Below are 17633 nucleotides of genomic sequence, written 5' to 3' on the forward strand. Positions count from 1 at the left end.
AGTCGCGTTGCAAGAACGAAGCCCAGCGGCTTGACTTCTGACATGAGATGTTAGGTTCAACACAAATATCTAGGTTAAAAAAATATAACTTAAAAGACATCTCTAATCGGGCAACGGGGTATTCCCGAATTTGATTTTGCTAAATAAGCATCCTTTCAAGCAAAGCAACCTACCGCCAAAATATTCACCTCAATTTGCGGTGGCTTCACCGCGTTTCCACAAGCATGTACCTAACCCTTGTTGCAGCGGTATAAGCCGCACACTAGATTTGTTACATCAATTAAAAATATCACGATGGAACAGGATCAGTATAAAAGCAAAGGACGTATATCGACAGGATTATTTCTTGTGGGAGCAGGTGTATTATTATTTGCTTTTAAAATGGGTGCGCCTTTGCCCGCCTGGCTCTTCAGCTGGCCGGTACTACTCATTTCCATTGGCCTGCTGATTGGTATCAGGCATAATTTCAAAAACCCCGGGGGCTTCATTCTTATCATCATTGGTAGCCTAAACCTTGTTGATCGCTTAAACCCCAACTTGAATTTCCAGGCTTACATAGCGCCTTTAATCTTCATTCTGTTGGGACTGGTATTCATTTTCAAACCATCAAGAACCTGTAAGCATGGGAGAAAAAGAAGAATTGGAGAAGAAGAATTTGCTCACGCTACCAACGCACCTTACACTCCTGAGCAGGACGAAAAAAAAAATGACGATGCCGACTACATAAATTCAATCTCTGTTTTTGGTGGAGTAAAGAAAAATATCTTAACCAAAAACTTTAAAGGGGGCGAAATAACTTGTTTTATGGGCGGCGCTGAATTCAATCTTTCGCAGGCTGATATTCAGCATCACGTCGTGCTCGAAGTAACCCAGGTTTTTGGTGGAACGAAGTTAATTGTGCCCGCAAACTGGCATGTAAAAACCGAAGTGGTTACCGTCTTTGGTGGCATCGAAGACAAACGACCTTTACAGGCAGGAAACATAAATTACGATAAAGTGCTTGAGTTGGTGGGTACGACGGTGTTCGGGGGAATTGATATAAGGAGTTATTGAGATGGAAGTTAGCAGTTGCCGAATACATGTGTTGGTTTTGAGTTTTGGGTTTTGAGTTTCGGGTTCTGAGTTGACTTTTTACTTTTTACTTTTTACTTTTGACTTTTTACTTTGCTACCAACTCACCAGCTTCCTTCAACATCCTTGTGTCACTCACTTTTACTTGTACAACTTTATTCGACTTTTAAAAAAAGACCCACAAAAAACTTTAAAGCTGAACGGAGCGTCGCAACCAAAGCCATAACAAAGAACAACTGCTGAAAACCAAAACAACAAACAAAAACCAACAAGTAAGTCAGAAACGCTCTAATCCAACTCGCGATTTTCGACTTACGACTTACGGTTCTACTCTCACAACTCAAAACCCAAAACTTAAAACTTCAAATCCTTCAAACTGACTCATATGAAATGGTACATGGCAAAAATTGTTTACCAAATCGTTTGTGGTGACGGACAGCACACGCCGCAATTTGATGAACAGCTAAGGCTGATACATGCGCATAATCAATTGCACGCTTTTCATAAGGCACGCGATATGGGAAAGCATGAAGAAGACTGTTTCTTAAACGACCTAAACAAGCCTGTTCATTGGAAATTTATAGACGTCGCAGAAATTGTGGTGATAGATGACCTCGCTGACGGAGCCGAGGTCTACTCTAAAATTTGTGAAGAAGATGATGAAGAAAACTACATTCGCACCATACATTTAAGGGCTGCTGCTTTGCGCGAAAACAGTTCGCACGAGTTATTGGCGTTAAACTAAAACCAACTGTTTCTTGTCGGCATCATCTTTATCAGATAAAAAATTTAAACTGGCTTTTACCGGATGGTGGCTGGTACTGACCCTGATGCATGCAGTTGTTTTAAAAGATTTTGGAGTACCAGGATTGACCTCCGTGATTGATGCAATTATAAGTAATGTTTTACTGGCTGGCACCTGTTTACTCATTAGCAATAACATGCGTTATTACCTGCCGCGACAGGAAAGATATTGGTATGTGCTAATCATTAGTCTGGGTTTGGCTGCTGCATGGCTGGCCATACTACGATTGATTTTACGGTCGTTTTTCAGCGACGATGAATCGTATATGATCTTCCTGAAGCAATCTTATGTGTTACGATATGGAATTGCATTTTTAATGGTTGGTTGTATGGCAATGATGAGTTTATCGTGGTACACACAACAGGAGCAAAAAGAAGCCGATGCAAGAAAAGCGGATGCGGAGAAACTGGCAAAAGATGCAGAACTTTTTAAACTCAGGCAACAGCTGCAACCGCACTTTTTGTTTAACAGCCTCAACTCCATCAGTGCTCTTACCGGAACTCAACCCGAAAAAGCGAGGCATATGATTCAGCAGCTTTCAGACTTTCTGAGGGGAACTTTACGAAAAGACGAAATGCTATGGAGTACGTTTGAAGAGGAACTGCAGCACCTGCAATTGTATCTCGACATTGAAAAGGTACGCTTTGGATATCGTCTTCAAACAGATATTACAACTGATGATGACGTTCTTCGGATGAAACTTCCTTCTATGTTATTACAGCCGATTGTAGAGAACGCGATTAAGTTTGGGCTGTACGACACCATAGGTGAAGTTGTGATAACAATCGCTGCAAAGAATGTAAACAAAGCCTTACAAGTGAGTGTACAAAACCCGTTTGATATGGAGACGACACAACCCCTTCATGGTACCGGCTTTGGTCTTTCATCGGTTCAGAGACGACTATTTTTGCTATTTGCCCGACACGATTTATTGCAAACAAAATCGCGCGACAACTATTTTGTAACCACTGTTACCATTCCGCAGGTAATATAAATAATATGAAAGCAGTAATTATTGATGATGAGCCTTTAGCCAGGAGTATTGTAAAAGAATACCTTCAATCACATCCCAAAATAGAAGTACTGCAAGAGTGCAACGATGGTTTTGAAGGTGTAAAAGCAATTAATCAACACGCGCCGGATTTGATCTTTTTAGACATACAAATGCCAAAGATCAATGGGTTTGAAATGCTTGAGTTAATAGAAAATCCCCCTAATGTAATCTTTACAACAGCCTTTGAAGAATTTGCTATAAAAGCTTTTGAAACGCATGCAGTAGATTATCTACTCAAGCCTTTTGGCAAAGAGCGTTTCGATAAAGCGATTCAAAAATTATTGCAGACAAAATCAACTTCTCCGCAGACGCAGGCAGTGTTAGAAACCGCCGCACAGTCACCAACTCAAAGCAACAGGGTAGTTGTAAAAGATGGCGGGAAAATTAAGATTATTCCGCTTGCTCAAATCAACTACCTCGAAGCAGCAGATGATTATGTAAAGATCTTTACCAATGATGGCAGTTTTCTAAAAAGGAAGACGATGTCATATTTTGAACAGTTCCTTCAACCGGAGCAGTTCATCAGAGTCCATCGTTCTTATATCGTAAACGTTCAACTCATCACCCGCATCGATCCCCATGAAAAAGATACCCAGGTTGTTTTATTAACAACAGGGGCAAGGCTGCCGGTAAGCAAAGCAGGATATGCGAAATTGAGAGAGGTGTTGGGGATTTAGGGACGAGTTGCGAGTTTAGAGTTTAAAGTTTTGCGTTACCCGTTACCAGTTGCCTGTTTCCGATTTGGAGTTCTGGTTTGGGTTTAAATTTTTGAGTTTGTGGTTGAGGTTAGATGTTTTAGTTAAAGGGGTTTTTTCTGGGATCTTGCCTCATGTCGATAATACTTAACAAGGTAATTCTTGATGGAAAAATTTTGTAGTAGATTTTACTGTGGGGCTTCAATATTATACTTCTCACATTTTTTCTCGTGACTAATGGTCTTCCTATTTCAGGACGAGTTGAAACCTTGTTCAACTGTAAATCCAATCTGAGAATAAAATCAAAGGCCGTTTTCCTTCCAAACTCCGTTTCAATAAAGCCACATATATCATTTAGCTTTTTTCTGAATGTAGGTGTAGTAATTATGCTTCTTTCCATTTATTGTCTAACTCACTTTTGAAACTTTTCCAATCTTGTAATCCCGTTTCATCATTTGCTTCTTTTAACGCCATATCCAATTCCTCTAACTGTTTCGAGGTAAGTCCGTCAGTGCTTGATTCTAAAGCATAAGCAGCTAAATCTTCTTTCAATAGATTTAGAGTCTGTTCATCTTCAATCGAATCAATTATTTTATGTAATTCCTTTTTTAAATCCTGCATCATACTATGACATCATTGTTTCTTAAAGTTATGTTTTTCTGCCCTAAAACGTTCCTTCCTGCTTAAAGTGCTAGACATCCAGCCCGCTTCACTGACAACCGGGTAACAGGCAACCTAAAACCCAAACCCCAAAACCTTAAACTCAAAACCTCAAACCATCACTTTCTTTAAAGCCGTATAAGCCGGTCCTTCCAACACTTCACCATCTATTGAAAACCGGCTTCCGTGACAGGGACAGTCCCATGATTGCTCAACTTCATTCCAATGATTGATACATCCCATATGAGTACATATAGCTGATACAACGTGCAACTTTCCACTTGCATCCCGATGAACGCCACATTTCTTACCATCTACCTCCATTACTTTTCCCTGGCCAACTGCAACCTCGGCAAATTCATCAGCTTCATTTTTTGTGAATCGGTCTTTTACAAACTCAAAGGCAACGTTTACATTCTCCTTAATAAACTGTTTGGCAGAAGCGAGCGGAGTGACGCGAGACGCATCGTATGTTTTAGCCCACTTATTTTGTTTTCCTAAAATCTCGTCAGAAATAATCATCGAAGCAAGCGTTCCATAAGTTAGGCCGTCTGCTGAAAACCCGGTAGCGATATAAGTTTTCGAATTACCTGAACTTAATCCGATATAAGGAATGCCGTCTGCGGCTTTGAATTGCTGCGCTGACCACCTAAACTCAACCGACCTCACATCGTAACGCTCACGTAAAAACTTCTCGAGGTTGTCATAGCATTCATGGTTATCCTCTTTTTGCCCTACTTTATGCATTTCGCCTAAAACCATCAATATTTTGCCCTTAGAAGTATCGTAGGTACGCATTGAATAATGTTCCTGCTTCACTCCATCCCAATCCCACCAGACCCCGTCTGCAGGATAGCTTCCGTTTAATGTGACTCCAACTGCATATTCACGGTATGGCCCCATGTTCATGTGCACTGCATAAATACCCTTAGGACTATGAGTAGCCATAATTACCTGCGAGGCTGTAACTGTCCCACCGGCAGTCTTTACAGTGCATGTTTCGCCTTCCGTTACATCATCAACTTTGGTTAGTTCGTAAACAGAACAATTCCCCGATACAATCTTTTTTGATAATGCCTTCACATACTCCAAAGGATTAAACTGTGCCTGTTTTTTAACTGTAAATCCTGTTTCTATTTTTAAGGGAATAGCGAAACTTTTACTAACTGTCAGACCTGCATCTTCTGCCGCTTGCATTTCCTTTTCTACAAAGGATTTTCCAGCTTCACCTTCAGTAAACAAAGTCCATGGCACCCGCTTGAAATCACATTGAATATTTAACTCCGTAATTACTGTCTCGATAAAATCAACTGCGGCAGCCCTTGACTCTACCACCTCTTTTATTTTTTGCTCGTCAAACTTAGACTTTACGTTATGTAGTCCGGGGCTTCCTATCGTGCAATACAGGTTACCGGTAGAAGATCCGGTTGCGCCTTCCCCAATTTTTCTGGCTTCAAGCACAGCCACTTTTTTTCCTGCCTTTGATAAAATATATGCCGCTGTTAACCCGGTTATTCCGCCGCCGACAATTGCTACATCCACGGTAATATCAGTTCGCAGCGGAGAAAATGAAGTTTCCTCCGCCTTGTCTTTCCATATTGAAATGCTGCTCATAATGTTTGATTAAAGTGTTAGAAGAAACAATTAGATATTCAAAAAAGTTTATCTATAAAAAACTAATGCCATCGACAGGGGAAGGTCTGGAATAAACAGGGTCTACTTCAAAAGAAGCTAAACTTGAAATTCAAGAAAATAAGTACAAAACGAAACGGGAGTTGGATGTTTCTAGTAAACAATCCACTCCCGTTTAATTTTAAAAAATGCCGTCAACTTAATTAAGCCCGGCTAGCCCATTCTACTTGGCTTCCTCTATTTGCAACACTACGCTCATGCGATTTGAATTGACGCCGGGGTTGTAGCCAACAGTCATTAAATAATCTCCGGAGTAGCTGTTATTCGACCCGTTTCCAAAACGAGATTCCTGGTAGATATTGATCTCTCTTATTTTATATTTTTTAGCGGGATCTAAACCTTTGAGCTTTATTGGCGATAAGCTTCCAGCTCCATAACGGTTACTGGTTATATAATTAAACATTACCGCCTTGTCTTTTAATTCATTTACATACATGACAGAGGCGTATGGATTTTCACGGGGATCAGCCAGCCGATACATGTCTCCCTGCCAGATAATGGTTTTTATTGAATCATATGTTTTAACTGCCTTTTGCGCAAATTCCAAATCTTTCGGGGAGAGTTTGCTCACAACAATATCAAACCCCAGCTTACCCATCATAGCCACATCGGTTCTATATTTAAGCGGTTGCTTTCCCCAGTCAGTAACGTGGTTACTATGTGATATAGCTGGGTAGAAATAAGAGTACTCGTATTGAATAAATACCCTTTCCAATGGATCAGTATTATCGCTTAACCAGAACTCGTTGAAGTATTTCAATGCGCCATAATCCACTCTTCCGCCACCACCGGAGCATAACATCATCTCCACTTTAGGGTACTTAGCCCTTACCCTATCAAGCACGTTGTAAAGGCCCTTTACATAATCAACATACAAATGCGATTGTTTCTCGAGAAAGGAAGAATATGCATTGTAAATAACGGCGTTGCAATCCCACTTGATAAACGCGAGATTAGGGTTTTTAGTGAAGAGTGTATCGAGGATACCGAAAACGAAATTCTGCACCTTCGGATTACTTAAATCAAGCACCAACTGGTTGCGGTATAAATGCTCCTGGCGATTGGGCTGTTTAATCACCCACTCCGGATGTTTTAAATACAAATCACTTTTAGGATTTACCATCTCTGGCTCTACCCAGATACCAAACTTCACCCCGTTATTCTCGGCTTCTCTTACAAGAAAACCAACACCATGTGGAAGCTTTTTTACATTCTCCTGCCAGTCGCCCAAACCGGCCCTGTCATTGTTCCTGGGGTAATTATTACCGAACCATCCATCATCCAATAAAAACAGATCAACCCCTAATTTTTTAGTGTCTTTCAACAGACCCGCTAGAATCGGTTCATCGAAATTGAAAAACGTTGCTTCCCAGTTATTCAGCAAAGTCATCCTGTCGCCTTTGCCGTCATACAGTTTGTAATTTCTTGCCCAACGATGCAAGTTCCGGCTCGCTTCCCCCGTTCCTTTATCTGAGAAAGTGAACACGAAAGCAGGTGTTTCGAATTGTTGATTCGGCTTCAGAGTATATTCAGAAGCAAATGGATTTATACCCGCAATCAACCGAAGATTATTTAATGGATCTACTTCAAGATCTACTTTAAAATTTCCAGACCATTCCAATTGCCCTAACAAAACTTTTCCCTCATCCTCTGTCGCCGGCTTATCCAATGACACCATAAAAGTTGGCGGCTGGTACAGGTGCGCTCTTGTTCCCAACTTCGTGTCCAGCACTTTTATTCCCGCAGTTAAACGAGTTACTTCAGGTTGCATTTCCTTTGCCCAATCACCATGAAACTGCTTCAGCCAATATTGATCGCCGGTTAAGTATAAATTAGCGGACGCATACTTTTGCAAAGTCACATTTCCCTTCTCTTTGTTGCGTATCACCGTCCATTGCTCCACGACATCTTCCTTGTAATAAACCTTAAAAAACAAACTCACTTCCAGCGCATAAGCAGAGTCTCTGAGCAGAATATTGGTAACCGAAACATTGGCATCAGTCTTTTCAACAGCACTACTTACAAAATATAGATCGAGCGAAGTATTGCCGTTTGCATGCCTTACCTCAATGGCCGGTTCTACCAGGTTACGCGAACCCGCAGGCGTATAAGCAGAATTAAGTATGCCGGAGTAATCGTCTCCCCTTCTATACATCTGGCGCACAAATCTGTATTCACTCGTGTCTTTTAGTTTCGTTCCAAAGTACGCGGTCGATACCCTTAGGTCGTTACCAACTTGTAATGCTATAACGTTGTGTTGGGTTTCAATTGGGATGATTTGGTTTCTTTGGGCAAATGATATAGAAACAGAAAATGTAAATAAAACTGAGAGCAACTTTTTAGACCGGCAAACATTCATTTTTATGAATTTGGTTTTTTAATTTAAAACGTGGAGGTGAGTGTAACTCCGTAAAAATAATGAGGTTCAATTGAATAAGATGTGGCAATATTATTTCTATAAAAAAGATTAGAGAAATTGAATTTACCAGTTGTGGTTTGAACCTTTATCGATCCTTTTTGGGCTCGGGCATAATCTCTTTAATCAACATTGTTGTGTCACTCCCTTGTACTTATAAATCTTTTATCAGGCCTTTTAGGTGCAGCAGTTATGTTTCCTTGCCCTACAAACATATTTTTCACAATAACATAAAAAGCCTTTAAAAAAGTAATAACTAAGGCCCAATCCTAATGTCAACGGGATATTTTAAATTTGGCTAACGATTGAAAAATTGAAGAGTAATTAAGTCGGCAAAAAAGAGCAAGCATGTCAATAACAAGAGAATATGAATTAATCGGAATGCAAAAAGTAAGTGAAGCCGTTGGCTTGACACTTAAAGAAATGAGAGATCATGCAAAGCCAGGAATGACCACAAAACAACTAGATGAATTCGGTGGCAAAATACTGGCGAGTCTAGGTGCTAAATCTGCTCCGCGATCGACTTATAACTTTCCTGGTTGGACCTGTATCTGTTTGAATAATGAAATCGCTCATGGTATTCCATCAGCTAAAAAAATAATGAAAGAGGGAGACTTAATAAACATCGACGTCTCAGCAGAATTAGATGGTTTCTGGTCAGACAACGGAGGATCTTTTGTACTTGGACAAGATCTGCACCATCATCAGAAACTAGTTGACACTTCAAAGCGAATTTTACAAAAAGCCATCAACAACATCAAAGGCGGAGTTCGCATTGCGGAGATAGGACGGCTAATAGAAACGGAAGCAAAAAAATCAGGCTATAAGGTTATAAAAAATCTAACAGGTCATGGAGTTGGCAGAAGCTTGCACGAGGAGCCACACAATATTGCTAATTATTTCGACAGGTTTAATCTTGCCAGATTTAAGAAAAATGCTGTTGTAGCCGTAGAGACTTTTATTTCGACCAAATCAACCATTGCAAACACAACAAATGACGGCTGGACTTCTGTTGGAAATAATGGTGGTTATGTTGCTCAACACGAACATACAATTGTAGTAACAGACGGCGAGCCTATCATTTTAACAAAAATGAATGGAATTTGGAATTAGAAGAAAAACGGTCTTAATTAATGCATAGTTTGAAAGAAGAAAAGCTTCTTAAATGACGAGTGTGACATACCGGGTATATGTGGTAGAACTATCAAAAAAAGTGTTTACTGAAAACTGGAAGTTCAGGGCAGCTAACCCACAATTCAACGGCGTGCTTGAATGTTTGTATGTAGGCATGACGAGCAAGACTCCCGCGGAACGATTAAAGCAACACAAGACCGGATACATTAACAAGAAAGGACACAAGCTTTCAGCAAACGTTGTCGAGAAGTATGGAATATATCTTCGTCCCAGTTTGTACGAACATCTCAATGTGAAACCTATGAACCGCGAAGAAGCTTTAGCAATGGAGGAAAAGCTTGCACTGGACCTGCGACGAAAAGGTTACGCCGTTTGGTTTAACTGAAAATGTCTCCTTAAAAGATGCAAAGCTTATTTTAAGCGTACATGTTCCCAAGCGATTACCACTGCTATTACTTAAAAAACAAAAGCTGCCTGGGCAGCTTTCATTCATTTAATCTTTACTCTATTTTTCAAATCCGCAATTTACCAATTATTCTCCTGGTCTTTGTTGGTTCTTTCAAGAGGTTGAGGTGGGTTGCTTCTCCAATTTTTATCGTACTTCACAAAGAAAGCAAGCCATCCGGTTCTTGACACTCTCATTAGATATGGTTGGGCCACCACTAATAAGACAGCATTCAATGCAAGCCAGTAAAAAATGCGATTGTCGTACAAAGAGAAGCCAACTAATACCCACCATGCTACAAATGTTGCTACACTTAATGCAACTGTTAGTGCATAAGCAACGTAGCTGGCACCGAAATAGAAACCGACCTCAATGTCGAGAGGCTGGTTACAAATAGGGCACTCTTTATTCATCTTCATCGTATTTTTTAAGTGCCAGGGATTGCTGTCCTGGAACATATTTGCTTTTCTGCACCTGGGACATTTGCATGCAAAAAGATTAAAAACGCTGGGAGTTCGGTCGGTATGCGGCATCGTAATATTATTTTCCCGGGTAAGATGTATCGTTTCCATAATTATAATTTTTTGATAATTTGTTTTCTAAAAGCTTCGGGTGATACTCCTTCGTACTTCTTAAAAAATTTCGAGAAGTATGAGTTATCTATGAAATCGAGTTCAAGGGCTATTTCAGAAATTGTCATTTTCGCATTCACCAATAATCTTTTCGCTTCCAATAATATCCTGTCTCTTATCAATTCACCTGCGGGCCGGCCTGTAACATCTTTGCACAAGGCATTCAGATGGTTTGGCGTCACATTCAGCATTGCGGCATAGTCTTTCGTCAATTTCTTCTCTTTATAGTGTTGTTCAATTAGCTTTTGAAAGTTGCGAAGTAGCACCGAGTTATAATTGCTCTGCTGACTGCTGCTGTTGTTATTCGTGTACCTATTGACCAGTATAAACAATTGTACTAGCGCAGTTCTTACAAAATCATCTTTCCCTTCTTGTTGCGAGTGGGCTTCTCTCACTATCGTCTCCAGCACTTGCTCTACTTGCTGCTTTGCTTCTGTTGGAATATTGATTACTTGTTCGCTCGCAATGCCCGAGAAGAAACTAAACTGGTCAAGGTACCTGGGATTAGCAATCAAAGCATGTAAGTATTGCTCGGAGAAGTTGACGATATATCCTTCCGGCTGAGTTTCAAATTCCCACCCATGCACCTGTCCGGGAGCCATAAAATAAATTTGTCCAGCTTGTACAGGGAAGCTGACGAAGTCTATAGAATGACTGCCTGAACCTTGAGAGAAATAAACGAGGTGATAAAAGGAATGCTTATGTGGAAAATGCAAATTCTTATGTTCATTGATGTAATGAGCAAAGTAATCTGCCATAAAATCTTTCGGTGAAAGGGGAGTTTCTTTCAGCGTGTTGATGTTGTAAGTAGGCAGAATAGCTTTTGACATTGTTTTTATTTCAATGCAAAGCTATGCCGCTCATACAACTGCGAGGGGTAGTATTTAAGGCTTTTATGGTACTTTTTACTGATTAGGCAAAATTCGTAGCAGGCATTAATACTCAACAAACTGTTCGTCGGGAAAACACCATAGCCACCTTTCGCCGGGTTCGGCCGAAATAATTACGGGATGGCCCGTTGCGTGGTTATGGGCGGTCATATGTTTTTTGGGAGAATCGTTACAGCATAAAGTGACACCACACGTTTGACAAGTTCTTAAATGAACCCAACGGCTGCCGGTTTTAATACATTCTTCGCAGGCATATTTTTCCGCTGTTTTTAACTCTTCTATACTTTGTATGTGGGCACAAATGGCTTGTGTCATTATGTTGGATTTAACGAGTTTATTAGTTTATGATGATGTCCGTCTATCATAATTAAGATCACTAAAGATTTACCGATGAAGTGCTTGCGACGCAACGATGTCGATTAAAAAATCCAATGCCGGTACTTCAATATTTTTCATTCAAATGCAATCTATACTTCAGCCAGGTACTTATGAACAAAGCTAATTGCCATACTGCCTTCACCCACCGCGGAAGCAACCCGGTTCATAGCGTTGGCACGAACATCGCCGGCGGCAAAAATGCCAGGAGCACTGGTTTCAAGCAAATAAGGTTCCCGTTCGAGTTTCCAGATTCTACCAAAATCATCATAGCCTTTTACATCTCTGCCGGTTTCGATAAATCCTTTTTTGTTCCTGATCACGGCTTCGCAAAGCCAATCAGTGTACGGCCTGGAACCGATGAAAATGTATAACGCATCAGCCTGCTTTGTTTCCGTTGCTCCCGTCTGGATATTGCCTATTACAACTTGTTCAAGCCTGTCTTTGCCCATTGCTTCTTTTATCTCCGTGGTACCCAAAATTGTAATATTAGCAGCACCATTTATCTGGTCAATCAGGTAAGATGACATCGATGAAGTGAGGTCTTGTTTCCTGATTACTATATACACATTCCTGGCAAACTTTGAGAGGTACATGGCGGCCTGGCCAGCGGAATTACCGCCGCCAACGACGTACACTTCCTTGTCTTTACACGAAGCTGCTTCAGTCATAGCTGCCCCGTAGTAAATACCCGCACCGGAAAAGTCACTGATACCTTTTGTCTCCAACTTTCTATAATCTACGCCTGTTGTAATCACAACGGAACGCGTAACAATCTCCCTGTCTTCCTCGAGTAAAATGGTTTTGTAACCGTCTTTCTCCCTTATACCTTTCACGTCTGTAGGTGCAAGAAATTCGGCTCCGAAGCGAGTCGCCTGGGTCATGGCACGCCTCGTAAGATCGGCACCGCTTAGACCTGAAGGAAAGCCTAGATAATTCTCTATGCGCGAACTGGTGCCGGCTTGTCCACCAGGAGAATGGCGTTCTATCAACAAAGTTTTGAGGCCCTCGGAGGCACCGTAGACAGAGGCAGCGAGCCCTGCCGGACCTGCACCTATAATTACCACATCATACACGTCATTTTTAAGCGACGGATTTAAACCTATCTTAATTGCAATCTCTTTAATCGTCGGTTTTTGCATTAAAGTACCATCTTCAAAAAGCACCACCGGCAAGTCTTTTTCCTGTATGTTGTTGGCGTCTAAAATTCGGCAGCCCTCCTTGTTTCTTTCCACATCAAACCATTGATACGGTATGAGGTTGCCCGCCAAAAATTCTTTTATTTCGTGCGACTTGGGTGAGAACTGGTACCCTATCAATTTCATTCCCCTAAAGTCGGGTTTGTAGTCATGTTGCCATTCGTCTAACAAGTCTTTTACGACAGGATACAACTTTTCCTCAGGTGGATCCCACGGCTTCATCAGGTAATAGTCGAGCTTGACTTCGTTAATAGCTTTGATGGCAGCACTGGTATCTGAGTAAGCGGTCAATAAAACACGTTTAGCTTCAGGAAAAAGATCAAGGGCCTTAACCAAAAAAGTGACGCCATCCATCTCCGGCATTCGCTGGTCAGATACAATAAGCGCAACTTTGTCTCCCTGGTTTTTTAGTTGAAGTAAGCTTTCTAAAGCTTCACTAACAGAAGGGGTACTTAGAATTTTATACTCATTCCTGAATTGGGTTTTAAGGTCGCGGCTGATAGCTCTTAAAACCTGCACATCGTCATCAATACAAAATATTATTGGCTCATTCATAATGTCGATTGTTTAAACATAATTAGGAAGTAAGGCTGGGCAAGCAACATTATAAAAACAATTATTCTAAATTATTAAATCAATGATATACATCCTTTAATGTTAGCTGTCTTTACCAGTTTTCATTTACCTAAAATAATTTTTTACCGAACATCGTTTTTCATTGCATCATCGTTGTGTCACACACTTATACTAAAAATTAAAAAGCATCGAAAAAAAGGCGAAAGTAGCAATCGTAATTTATAAATCGTCAATCGGTAACCGTACCTCGAATGTAGTTTTTCCGGGTATAGAGTCTAATTCAACAGAACCGTCATGCTGTCTAATAATTCTTGTAACTACATCAAGGCCCAGACCTGTCCCCTTCCCTATTTCCTTGGTTGTAAAAAACGGATCAAAAATCTGGCTTTGAATATCGTCTGGTACTCCTGGCCCATCATCAGTAATTGAGACCTTTATAAATCCTCCGTCTCTTATTGTTTTGATCTCTAGTTTGCCCTGACTGTTTACTTCCATTGCGTCCAGTGCATTATCTAAAAGGTTGGTCCAAACCTGGTTTAGTTCTCCTACAAACGCCTTCACTTTCGGAAGTGTCACGTCATAGTCCTCCACCAGCTTTACATTGCCTTTTTTAAACTTGTACTCCAACATCGTCAGTGTGTTTTTAATACCCGAATGAATATCTGTATACTCCTTATCGCGGTCGCGATCCATGTGTGTAAAGTTCTTAATTGCACTGACCAACTTTTCTATTCGCTGAGATGACTCCTGTATGTCGTTTACCATCTTCTCCGTAACTAAATTGTTGTTGATCCAGTTAAGCACAGGAGATAAATATGCAGGTGGCACAAGCTCCGAGAACTCATTCATGTCCTCGCATGTAAACCCAAATTCGATGAAGTTCTCAGCTAGCTCTGTACTGTTCTTTACTCCATGTCCGTCGAGACATTCGGCCAAATCATCTTCTAACGCCATGCGCTGCATAAGCGTTAGTATAGGTTTCTCCTTCCTTCGAAGTACCTCAAACATTTTATTGTTCACTATTTCTACTTCTTCAGCAGTCATCTTAATGGAGATTACTTCTTTGAAAGTTTCCGGTTGCAACTGCAAGTGCTGCTTAAGAGAGATTGAACCGCGAACTATTGCTGATGCTGGATTATTTAATTCATGCGCAAGACCAGCTGATAATTTCCCAAGGGCCATCATCTTTTCATTCTGCTGTTGCATCGTCGTAAACTCTCTTACTCTTGATGTCATCACGTGCACCAGCGCACTTGTCAGTTCAAAGTTCTTTACTATCAGTTCATTTATTTTCTCGATTGGAAACGTCATTACTTCCACCTCATCTACTGCCTGTGCGTCTACCTTTGAAACCATTCCCCTTGAATAAGGCAGGTAGCCTGTGATTTCTTTTTCTTCGGCAAACCCAAGAATACGTACGCTGTTTTTCTGCGGCATGTAAAGCCTTACCCTGCCTTTGATAAGTACGTGCGTGCCGGAAGCCGGCTCTCCCGCTCTAAACAAAAACTCATCCTGCGCCAACGTTTTGATGTTGCTGTTATCAATCCACCATTGAAGCTGCTCCAAGGGAACATCATGAAATGCTTCTATTAATTGTAGCCATTTAGCCGTTACCGCCTGCATGATAGATTGGTTGTTAGGGAACCATAAAAATAATAACGATTGCCTTATGAAGTACTTGTCGTCACGAAGGCGAGGGTGAAGTCACTCTCTTAAACCTCTCTCCCAATAAATTATACTTTACGGAAGTTGTTCTATCACGTATGAAAGAAAAGTGAAAAAAATTGAAAGTTTTTTTTGTAGTTATAACTCAACCCGTACTTTTGCGCCGGAGAGTTGGCAGAGCGGTCGATTGCGGCAGTCTTGAAAACTGTTGACTGTAACAGGTCCTGGGGTTCGAATCCCTAACTCTCCGCTGATAATCGATAAAAGAGTATTAAAAGCCCGTAAAATGCAAGTTTTACGGGCTTTTTTGTTGTCTTCTCCTTCAAATCGTATCAAATAAACTCAAAGTTCTGGTGACAAATTCGGTTGACCGTCAAATTCATGTAAACTTGGTCAACCGAATTTCTCTAAAACCCTTACTGCTACTGCATTTCACGGTGTTAAAAGTAGCATTTAAGAGGAGTTTTTATTGATTTGATTATTAAAAAATAAGGAGGTATAAAATGGATCACAAAATCAGTATTCTTTTTTACAGCAGAATTGCTTCAACTAACAGAGACAATTTAGTTCCTATCTATTTAAGAATTACCATTGATGGGCAGCGAATAGAGCAAACAACAAAACGTTTTGTAGAGCTGTCGAAATGGTCAAATACTCGAGGCAAAATGAAAGGCGCGCACGCTGAGGCCAGATCTTTTAATAGTTTTCTCGATGCAATAAAACACAAAGTCCACACCGCCGAGCGAGAGCTTTTACATGACGGAAAAGAAATTACCTATCAAACTTTTAAGGAGAAGTGGTTTGGAGTTGATGTAAAGGTGTACAAAATCCTGGAAGTTTTTGAAAACCACAATCGGCAGGTGGCCCAGCTAATTGGGAAAGACTTTTCTCCTGCAACTCTCCAGCGTTATAAAACCTCACTCGATCATACGAGAAGCTTTATTAAATGGAAATATAAGGTCCAGGATATCGAAGTGACCAAACTTAATTATGAGTTTATTAATGATTATGCCTTTTGGCTAAAAACCACAAGGAATTGCAACCATAACAGCACAATGAAGTACCTGGCAAATTTTAAAAAAGTTGTATTGCTCTGTATTAAAAATGGTTACCTTCAAAAAGATCCCTTTGTAGGCTTTAAATTAACTAAACGCGAAGTTGAAAGACCATTTCTATCAAAAGATGAATTACAGACGATGGCAGCAAAAGAATTTCCAGCTGCTCGCCTTAATCATGTAAGAGATATTTTTCTTTTTAGTTGTTACACTGGCCTTGCTTATGCAGATGTAAAAAAGCTTAAAAGAAATGAGATAGGTGTAGGTGTTGACGGCGAACAATGGATATTTACAAAAAGGCAAAAAACAGATACCGCTTCAAGAATACCCTTGTTGCCAGTCGCGGAAAGGTTATTAGATAAATACAAAGACAATCCTCAATGTATGTCCGGAAGTATATTACCGGTATTAAGCAATCAAAAAATGAATGCTTATTTAAAAGAAATTGCAGACGTGTGTGGTATAAATAAAGTTTTGACCTTTCACATTGCCCGTCACACTTTTGCGACTACCGTTACCTTAAGTAATGGTGTTCCTATTGAAACTGTTTCAAAAATGCTTGGTCATACAAATCTTCGTACCACTCAACACTATGCTAAAATTTTGGATATCAAAGTTGGGGAGGATATGAAAGCGTTGAAGGGTAAATTAGAGGATAGGATTTAGCAGGGAAAGAAGCGAAGTGCACTTTTAACTGTTAGAACAGTCGCCTTTGTGGATTACGAGACCGCCTACCTAAAGGCCCACTACCCCACGGAATACAGAGTAAGCGTTCTTAACCATGCCGGCAATATCGAAAAGATTACTTTCTTTATAGAGGAATGTAAGCGCATTGGCTTACATGTGCTTACTTTATTATTCGATCAGACACAACTGATACCAACTTTGCATTTTGTTGCTTTAATTCCTGAAGGTCTTCAACCACTTCAGTTAGTACTGTTTGTACGATTTCGGCTTCCATAACTGTCCCTTGATTTACAAGCGATGAGATTGCATTTTTTTCTTTCGCTTTTGGGAAAAACGTTTGTTTATTTCTTCATTGTTTGGCTCTGGCTTTATAAGCATCTATGGTGTCTTCTTTATTGCTTTGCAAAATTGAATGATTTGAACTTGCAGTCTGCTGAACTAAGGTACGGGCGAAGATTCTTTAACTTTATAAAAGGTATTTGCAAGACAGCTAAAGTGGATGTAGAAAGGTTCTGCTGAGCTTTACGTTAGTTAAGTCTTTGTGTACTGCTCTTAGTACTTACAAAAATGAAAAGTTTTCAT

At 40.4% G+C, this 17633-nt stretch carries 16 protein-coding genes and 1 tRNA gene; 8 read left to right on the forward strand and 9 right to left on the reverse strand.

Features of this window, described 5'->3' with window-relative positions:
• Positions 1 to 294: 294 nt before the first annotated feature.
• From SAE01_RS22230 to SAE01_RS22245, 4 genes are all read left to right on the forward strand, one after another.
• Positions 295 to 1053, forward strand: coding sequence for a LiaF transmembrane domain-containing protein (locus SAE01_RS22230; protein WP_147206036.1), 759 nt, complete (start codon positions 295 to 297; stop codon positions 1051 to 1053).
• A gap of 403 nt (positions 1054 to 1456) precedes the next feature.
• Positions 1457 to 1816, forward strand: coding sequence for a DUF4288 domain-containing protein (locus SAE01_RS22235; protein ID WP_147206037.1), 360 nt, complete (start codon positions 1457 to 1459; stop codon positions 1814 to 1816).
• Between the two features lie 13 nt (positions 1817 to 1829).
• A complete protein-coding gene (locus SAE01_RS22240) occupies positions 1830 to 2870 on the forward strand; it encodes a sensor histidine kinase (protein ID WP_246113305.1) in 1041 nt (346 codons plus the stop codon).
• Positions 2871 to 2875: 5 nt separating this feature from the next.
• A complete protein-coding gene (locus SAE01_RS22245) occupies positions 2876 to 3607 on the forward strand; it encodes a LytR/AlgR family response regulator transcription factor (RefSeq protein ID WP_147206038.1) in 732 nt (243 codons plus the stop codon).
• A gap of 118 nt (positions 3608 to 3725) precedes the next feature.
• Here SAE01_RS22245 and SAE01_RS25230 read toward each other — a convergent pair whose 3' ends face one another.
• From SAE01_RS25230 to SAE01_RS22265, 4 genes are all read right to left on the reverse strand, one after another.
• Positions 3726 to 4025 carry a type II toxin-antitoxin system RelE/ParE family toxin gene (locus SAE01_RS25230; RefSeq protein ID WP_147206039.1) on the reverse strand — a complete coding sequence of 100 codons (300 nt, stop codon included), beginning with the start codon at positions 4023 to 4025 and terminating at the stop codon, positions 3726 to 3728.
• Positions 4010 to 4249: a hypothetical protein gene (locus SAE01_RS22255; RefSeq protein ID WP_147206040.1), complete on the reverse strand. Its 240-nt coding sequence runs from the start codon at positions 4247 to 4249 to the stop codon at positions 4010 to 4012. Before SAE01_RS22255 ends, SAE01_RS25230 begins: the two co-directional genes overlap by 16 nt.
• Before the next feature lie 147 nt (positions 4250 to 4396).
• A complete protein-coding gene (locus SAE01_RS22260; RefSeq protein ID WP_147206041.1) occupies positions 4397 to 5899 on the reverse strand; it encodes an FAD-dependent oxidoreductase in 1503 nt (500 codons plus the stop codon).
• A 241-nt stretch (positions 5900 to 6140) separates the two neighbouring features.
• Positions 6141 to 8336, reverse strand: coding sequence for an alpha-galactosidase (locus SAE01_RS22265; RefSeq protein WP_147206042.1), 2196 nt, complete (start codon positions 8334 to 8336; stop codon positions 6141 to 6143).
• 405 nt (positions 8337 to 8741) lie between these two features.
• Between SAE01_RS22265 and map the strand changes: the two genes are divergently transcribed.
• Both map and SAE01_RS22275 read left to right on the forward strand, forming a co-directional pair.
• Entirely contained in the window at positions 8742 to 9506 is a 765-nt protein-coding gene (gene map, locus SAE01_RS22270; RefSeq protein WP_147206043.1) for a type I methionyl aminopeptidase, read from the forward strand.
• 52 nt (positions 9507 to 9558) lie between these two features.
• Positions 9559 to 9912: a ribose-5-phosphate isomerase gene (locus SAE01_RS22275; protein WP_147206044.1), complete on the forward strand. Its 354-nt coding sequence runs from the start codon at positions 9559 to 9561 to the stop codon at positions 9910 to 9912.
• A gap of 140 nt (positions 9913 to 10052) precedes the next feature.
• Here the strand turns inward: SAE01_RS22275 and SAE01_RS22280 are convergent, their stop codons facing one another.
• The 5 genes from SAE01_RS22280 to SAE01_RS22300 all read right to left on the reverse strand — a co-directional run bounded on the left by SAE01_RS22280 (position 10053) and on the right by SAE01_RS22300 (position 15267).
• Positions 10053 to 10544, reverse strand: a complete 492-nt coding sequence (locus SAE01_RS22280; RefSeq protein ID WP_246113306.1) for a DUF983 domain-containing protein — start codon at positions 10542 to 10544, stop codon at positions 10053 to 10055.
• Between the two features lie 2 nt (positions 10545 to 10546).
• Entirely contained in the window at positions 10547 to 11434 is an 888-nt protein-coding gene (locus SAE01_RS22285; protein ID WP_147206045.1) for an AraC family transcriptional regulator, read from the reverse strand.
• A 105-nt stretch (positions 11435 to 11539) separates the two neighbouring features.
• Positions 11540 to 11809 carry a UBP-type zinc finger domain-containing protein gene (locus tag SAE01_RS22290; protein WP_147206046.1) on the reverse strand — a complete coding sequence of 90 codons (270 nt, stop codon included), beginning with the start codon at positions 11807 to 11809 and terminating at the stop codon, positions 11540 to 11542.
• 152 nt (positions 11810 to 11961) lie between these two features.
• A complete protein-coding gene (locus SAE01_RS22295; protein ID WP_147206047.1) occupies positions 11962 to 13623 on the reverse strand; it encodes an FAD-dependent oxidoreductase in 1662 nt (553 codons plus the stop codon).
• A 240-nt stretch (positions 13624 to 13863) separates the two neighbouring features.
• Positions 13864 to 15267 (reverse strand): sensor histidine kinase, encoded by a 1404-nt coding sequence (locus SAE01_RS22300; protein ID WP_147206048.1) that lies wholly within the window; start codon positions 15265 to 15267, stop codon positions 13864 to 13866.
• 207 nt (positions 15268 to 15474) lie between these two features.
• On the opposite strand from SAE01_RS22300, the gene SAE01_RS22305 reads away from it, so the two are divergent.
• A tRNA-Ser gene (locus tag SAE01_RS22305) sits at positions 15475 to 15559 on the forward strand.
• 253 nt (positions 15560 to 15812) lie between these two features.
• Entirely contained in the window at positions 15813 to 17030 is a 1218-nt protein-coding gene (locus SAE01_RS22310) for a site-specific integrase (protein ID WP_147206049.1), read from the forward strand.
• Positions 17031 to 17633: the final 603 nt, after the last annotated feature.

Source organism: Segetibacter aerophilus (assembly GCF_007991655.1).
GTDB classification, from domain to species: Bacteria; Bacteroidota; Bacteroidia; order Chitinophagales; family Chitinophagaceae; genus Segetibacter; species Segetibacter aerophilus.

What these genes read in the sequence shown, in the direction of transcription:
- SAE01_RS22230 (WP_147206036.1), top strand. Translation starts at nt 295, where the DNA reads ATGGAACAGGATCAGTATAAAAGCAAAGGACGTATATCGACAGGATTA.
- SAE01_RS22235 (WP_147206037.1), top strand. Translation starts at nt 1,457, where the DNA reads ATGAAATGGTACATGGCAAAAATTGTTTACCAAATCGTTTGTGGTGAC.
- SAE01_RS22245 (WP_147206038.1), top strand. Translation starts at nt 2,876, where the DNA reads ATGAAAGCAGTAATTATTGATGATGAGCCTTTAGCCAGGAGTATTGTA.
- SAE01_RS25230 (WP_147206039.1), bottom strand. Translation starts at nt 4,025, where the DNA reads ATGGAAAGAAGCATAATTACTACACCTACATTCAGAAAAAAGCTAAAT.
- SAE01_RS22255 (WP_147206040.1), bottom strand. Translation starts at nt 4,249, where the DNA reads ATGATGCAGGATTTAAAAAAGGAATTACATAAAATAATTGATTCGATT.
- SAE01_RS22260 (WP_147206041.1), bottom strand. Translation starts at nt 5,899, where the DNA reads ATGAGCAGCATTTCAATATGGAAAGACAAGGCGGAGGAAACTTCATTT.
- SAE01_RS22265 (WP_147206042.1), bottom strand. Translation starts at nt 8,336, where the DNA reads ATGAATGTTTGCCGGTCTAAAAAGTTGCTCTCAGTTTTATTTACATTT.
- map (WP_147206043.1), top strand. Translation starts at nt 8,742, where the DNA reads ATGTCAATAACAAGAGAATATGAATTAATCGGAATGCAAAAAGTAAGT.
- SAE01_RS22275 (WP_147206044.1), top strand. Translation starts at nt 9,559, where the DNA reads ATGACGAGTGTGACATACCGGGTATATGTGGTAGAACTATCAAAAAAA.
- SAE01_RS22280 (WP_246113306.1), bottom strand. Translation starts at nt 10,544, where the DNA reads ATGGAAACGATACATCTTACCCGGGAAAATAATATTACGATGCCGCAT.
- SAE01_RS22285 (WP_147206045.1), bottom strand. Translation starts at nt 11,434, where the DNA reads ATGTCAAAAGCTATTCTGCCTACTTACAACATCAACACGCTGAAAGAA.
- SAE01_RS22290 (WP_147206046.1), bottom strand. Translation starts at nt 11,809, where the DNA reads ATGACACAAGCCATTTGTGCCCACATACAAAGTATAGAAGAGTTAAAA.
- SAE01_RS22295 (WP_147206047.1), bottom strand. Translation starts at nt 13,623, where the DNA reads ATGAATGAGCCAATAATATTTTGTATTGATGACGATGTGCAGGTTTTA.
- SAE01_RS22300 (WP_147206048.1), bottom strand. Translation starts at nt 15,267, where the DNA reads ATGCAGGCGGTAACGGCTAAATGGCTACAATTAATAGAAGCATTTCAT.
- SAE01_RS22310 (WP_147206049.1), top strand. Translation starts at nt 15,813, where the DNA reads ATGGATCACAAAATCAGTATTCTTTTTTACAGCAGAATTGCTTCAACT.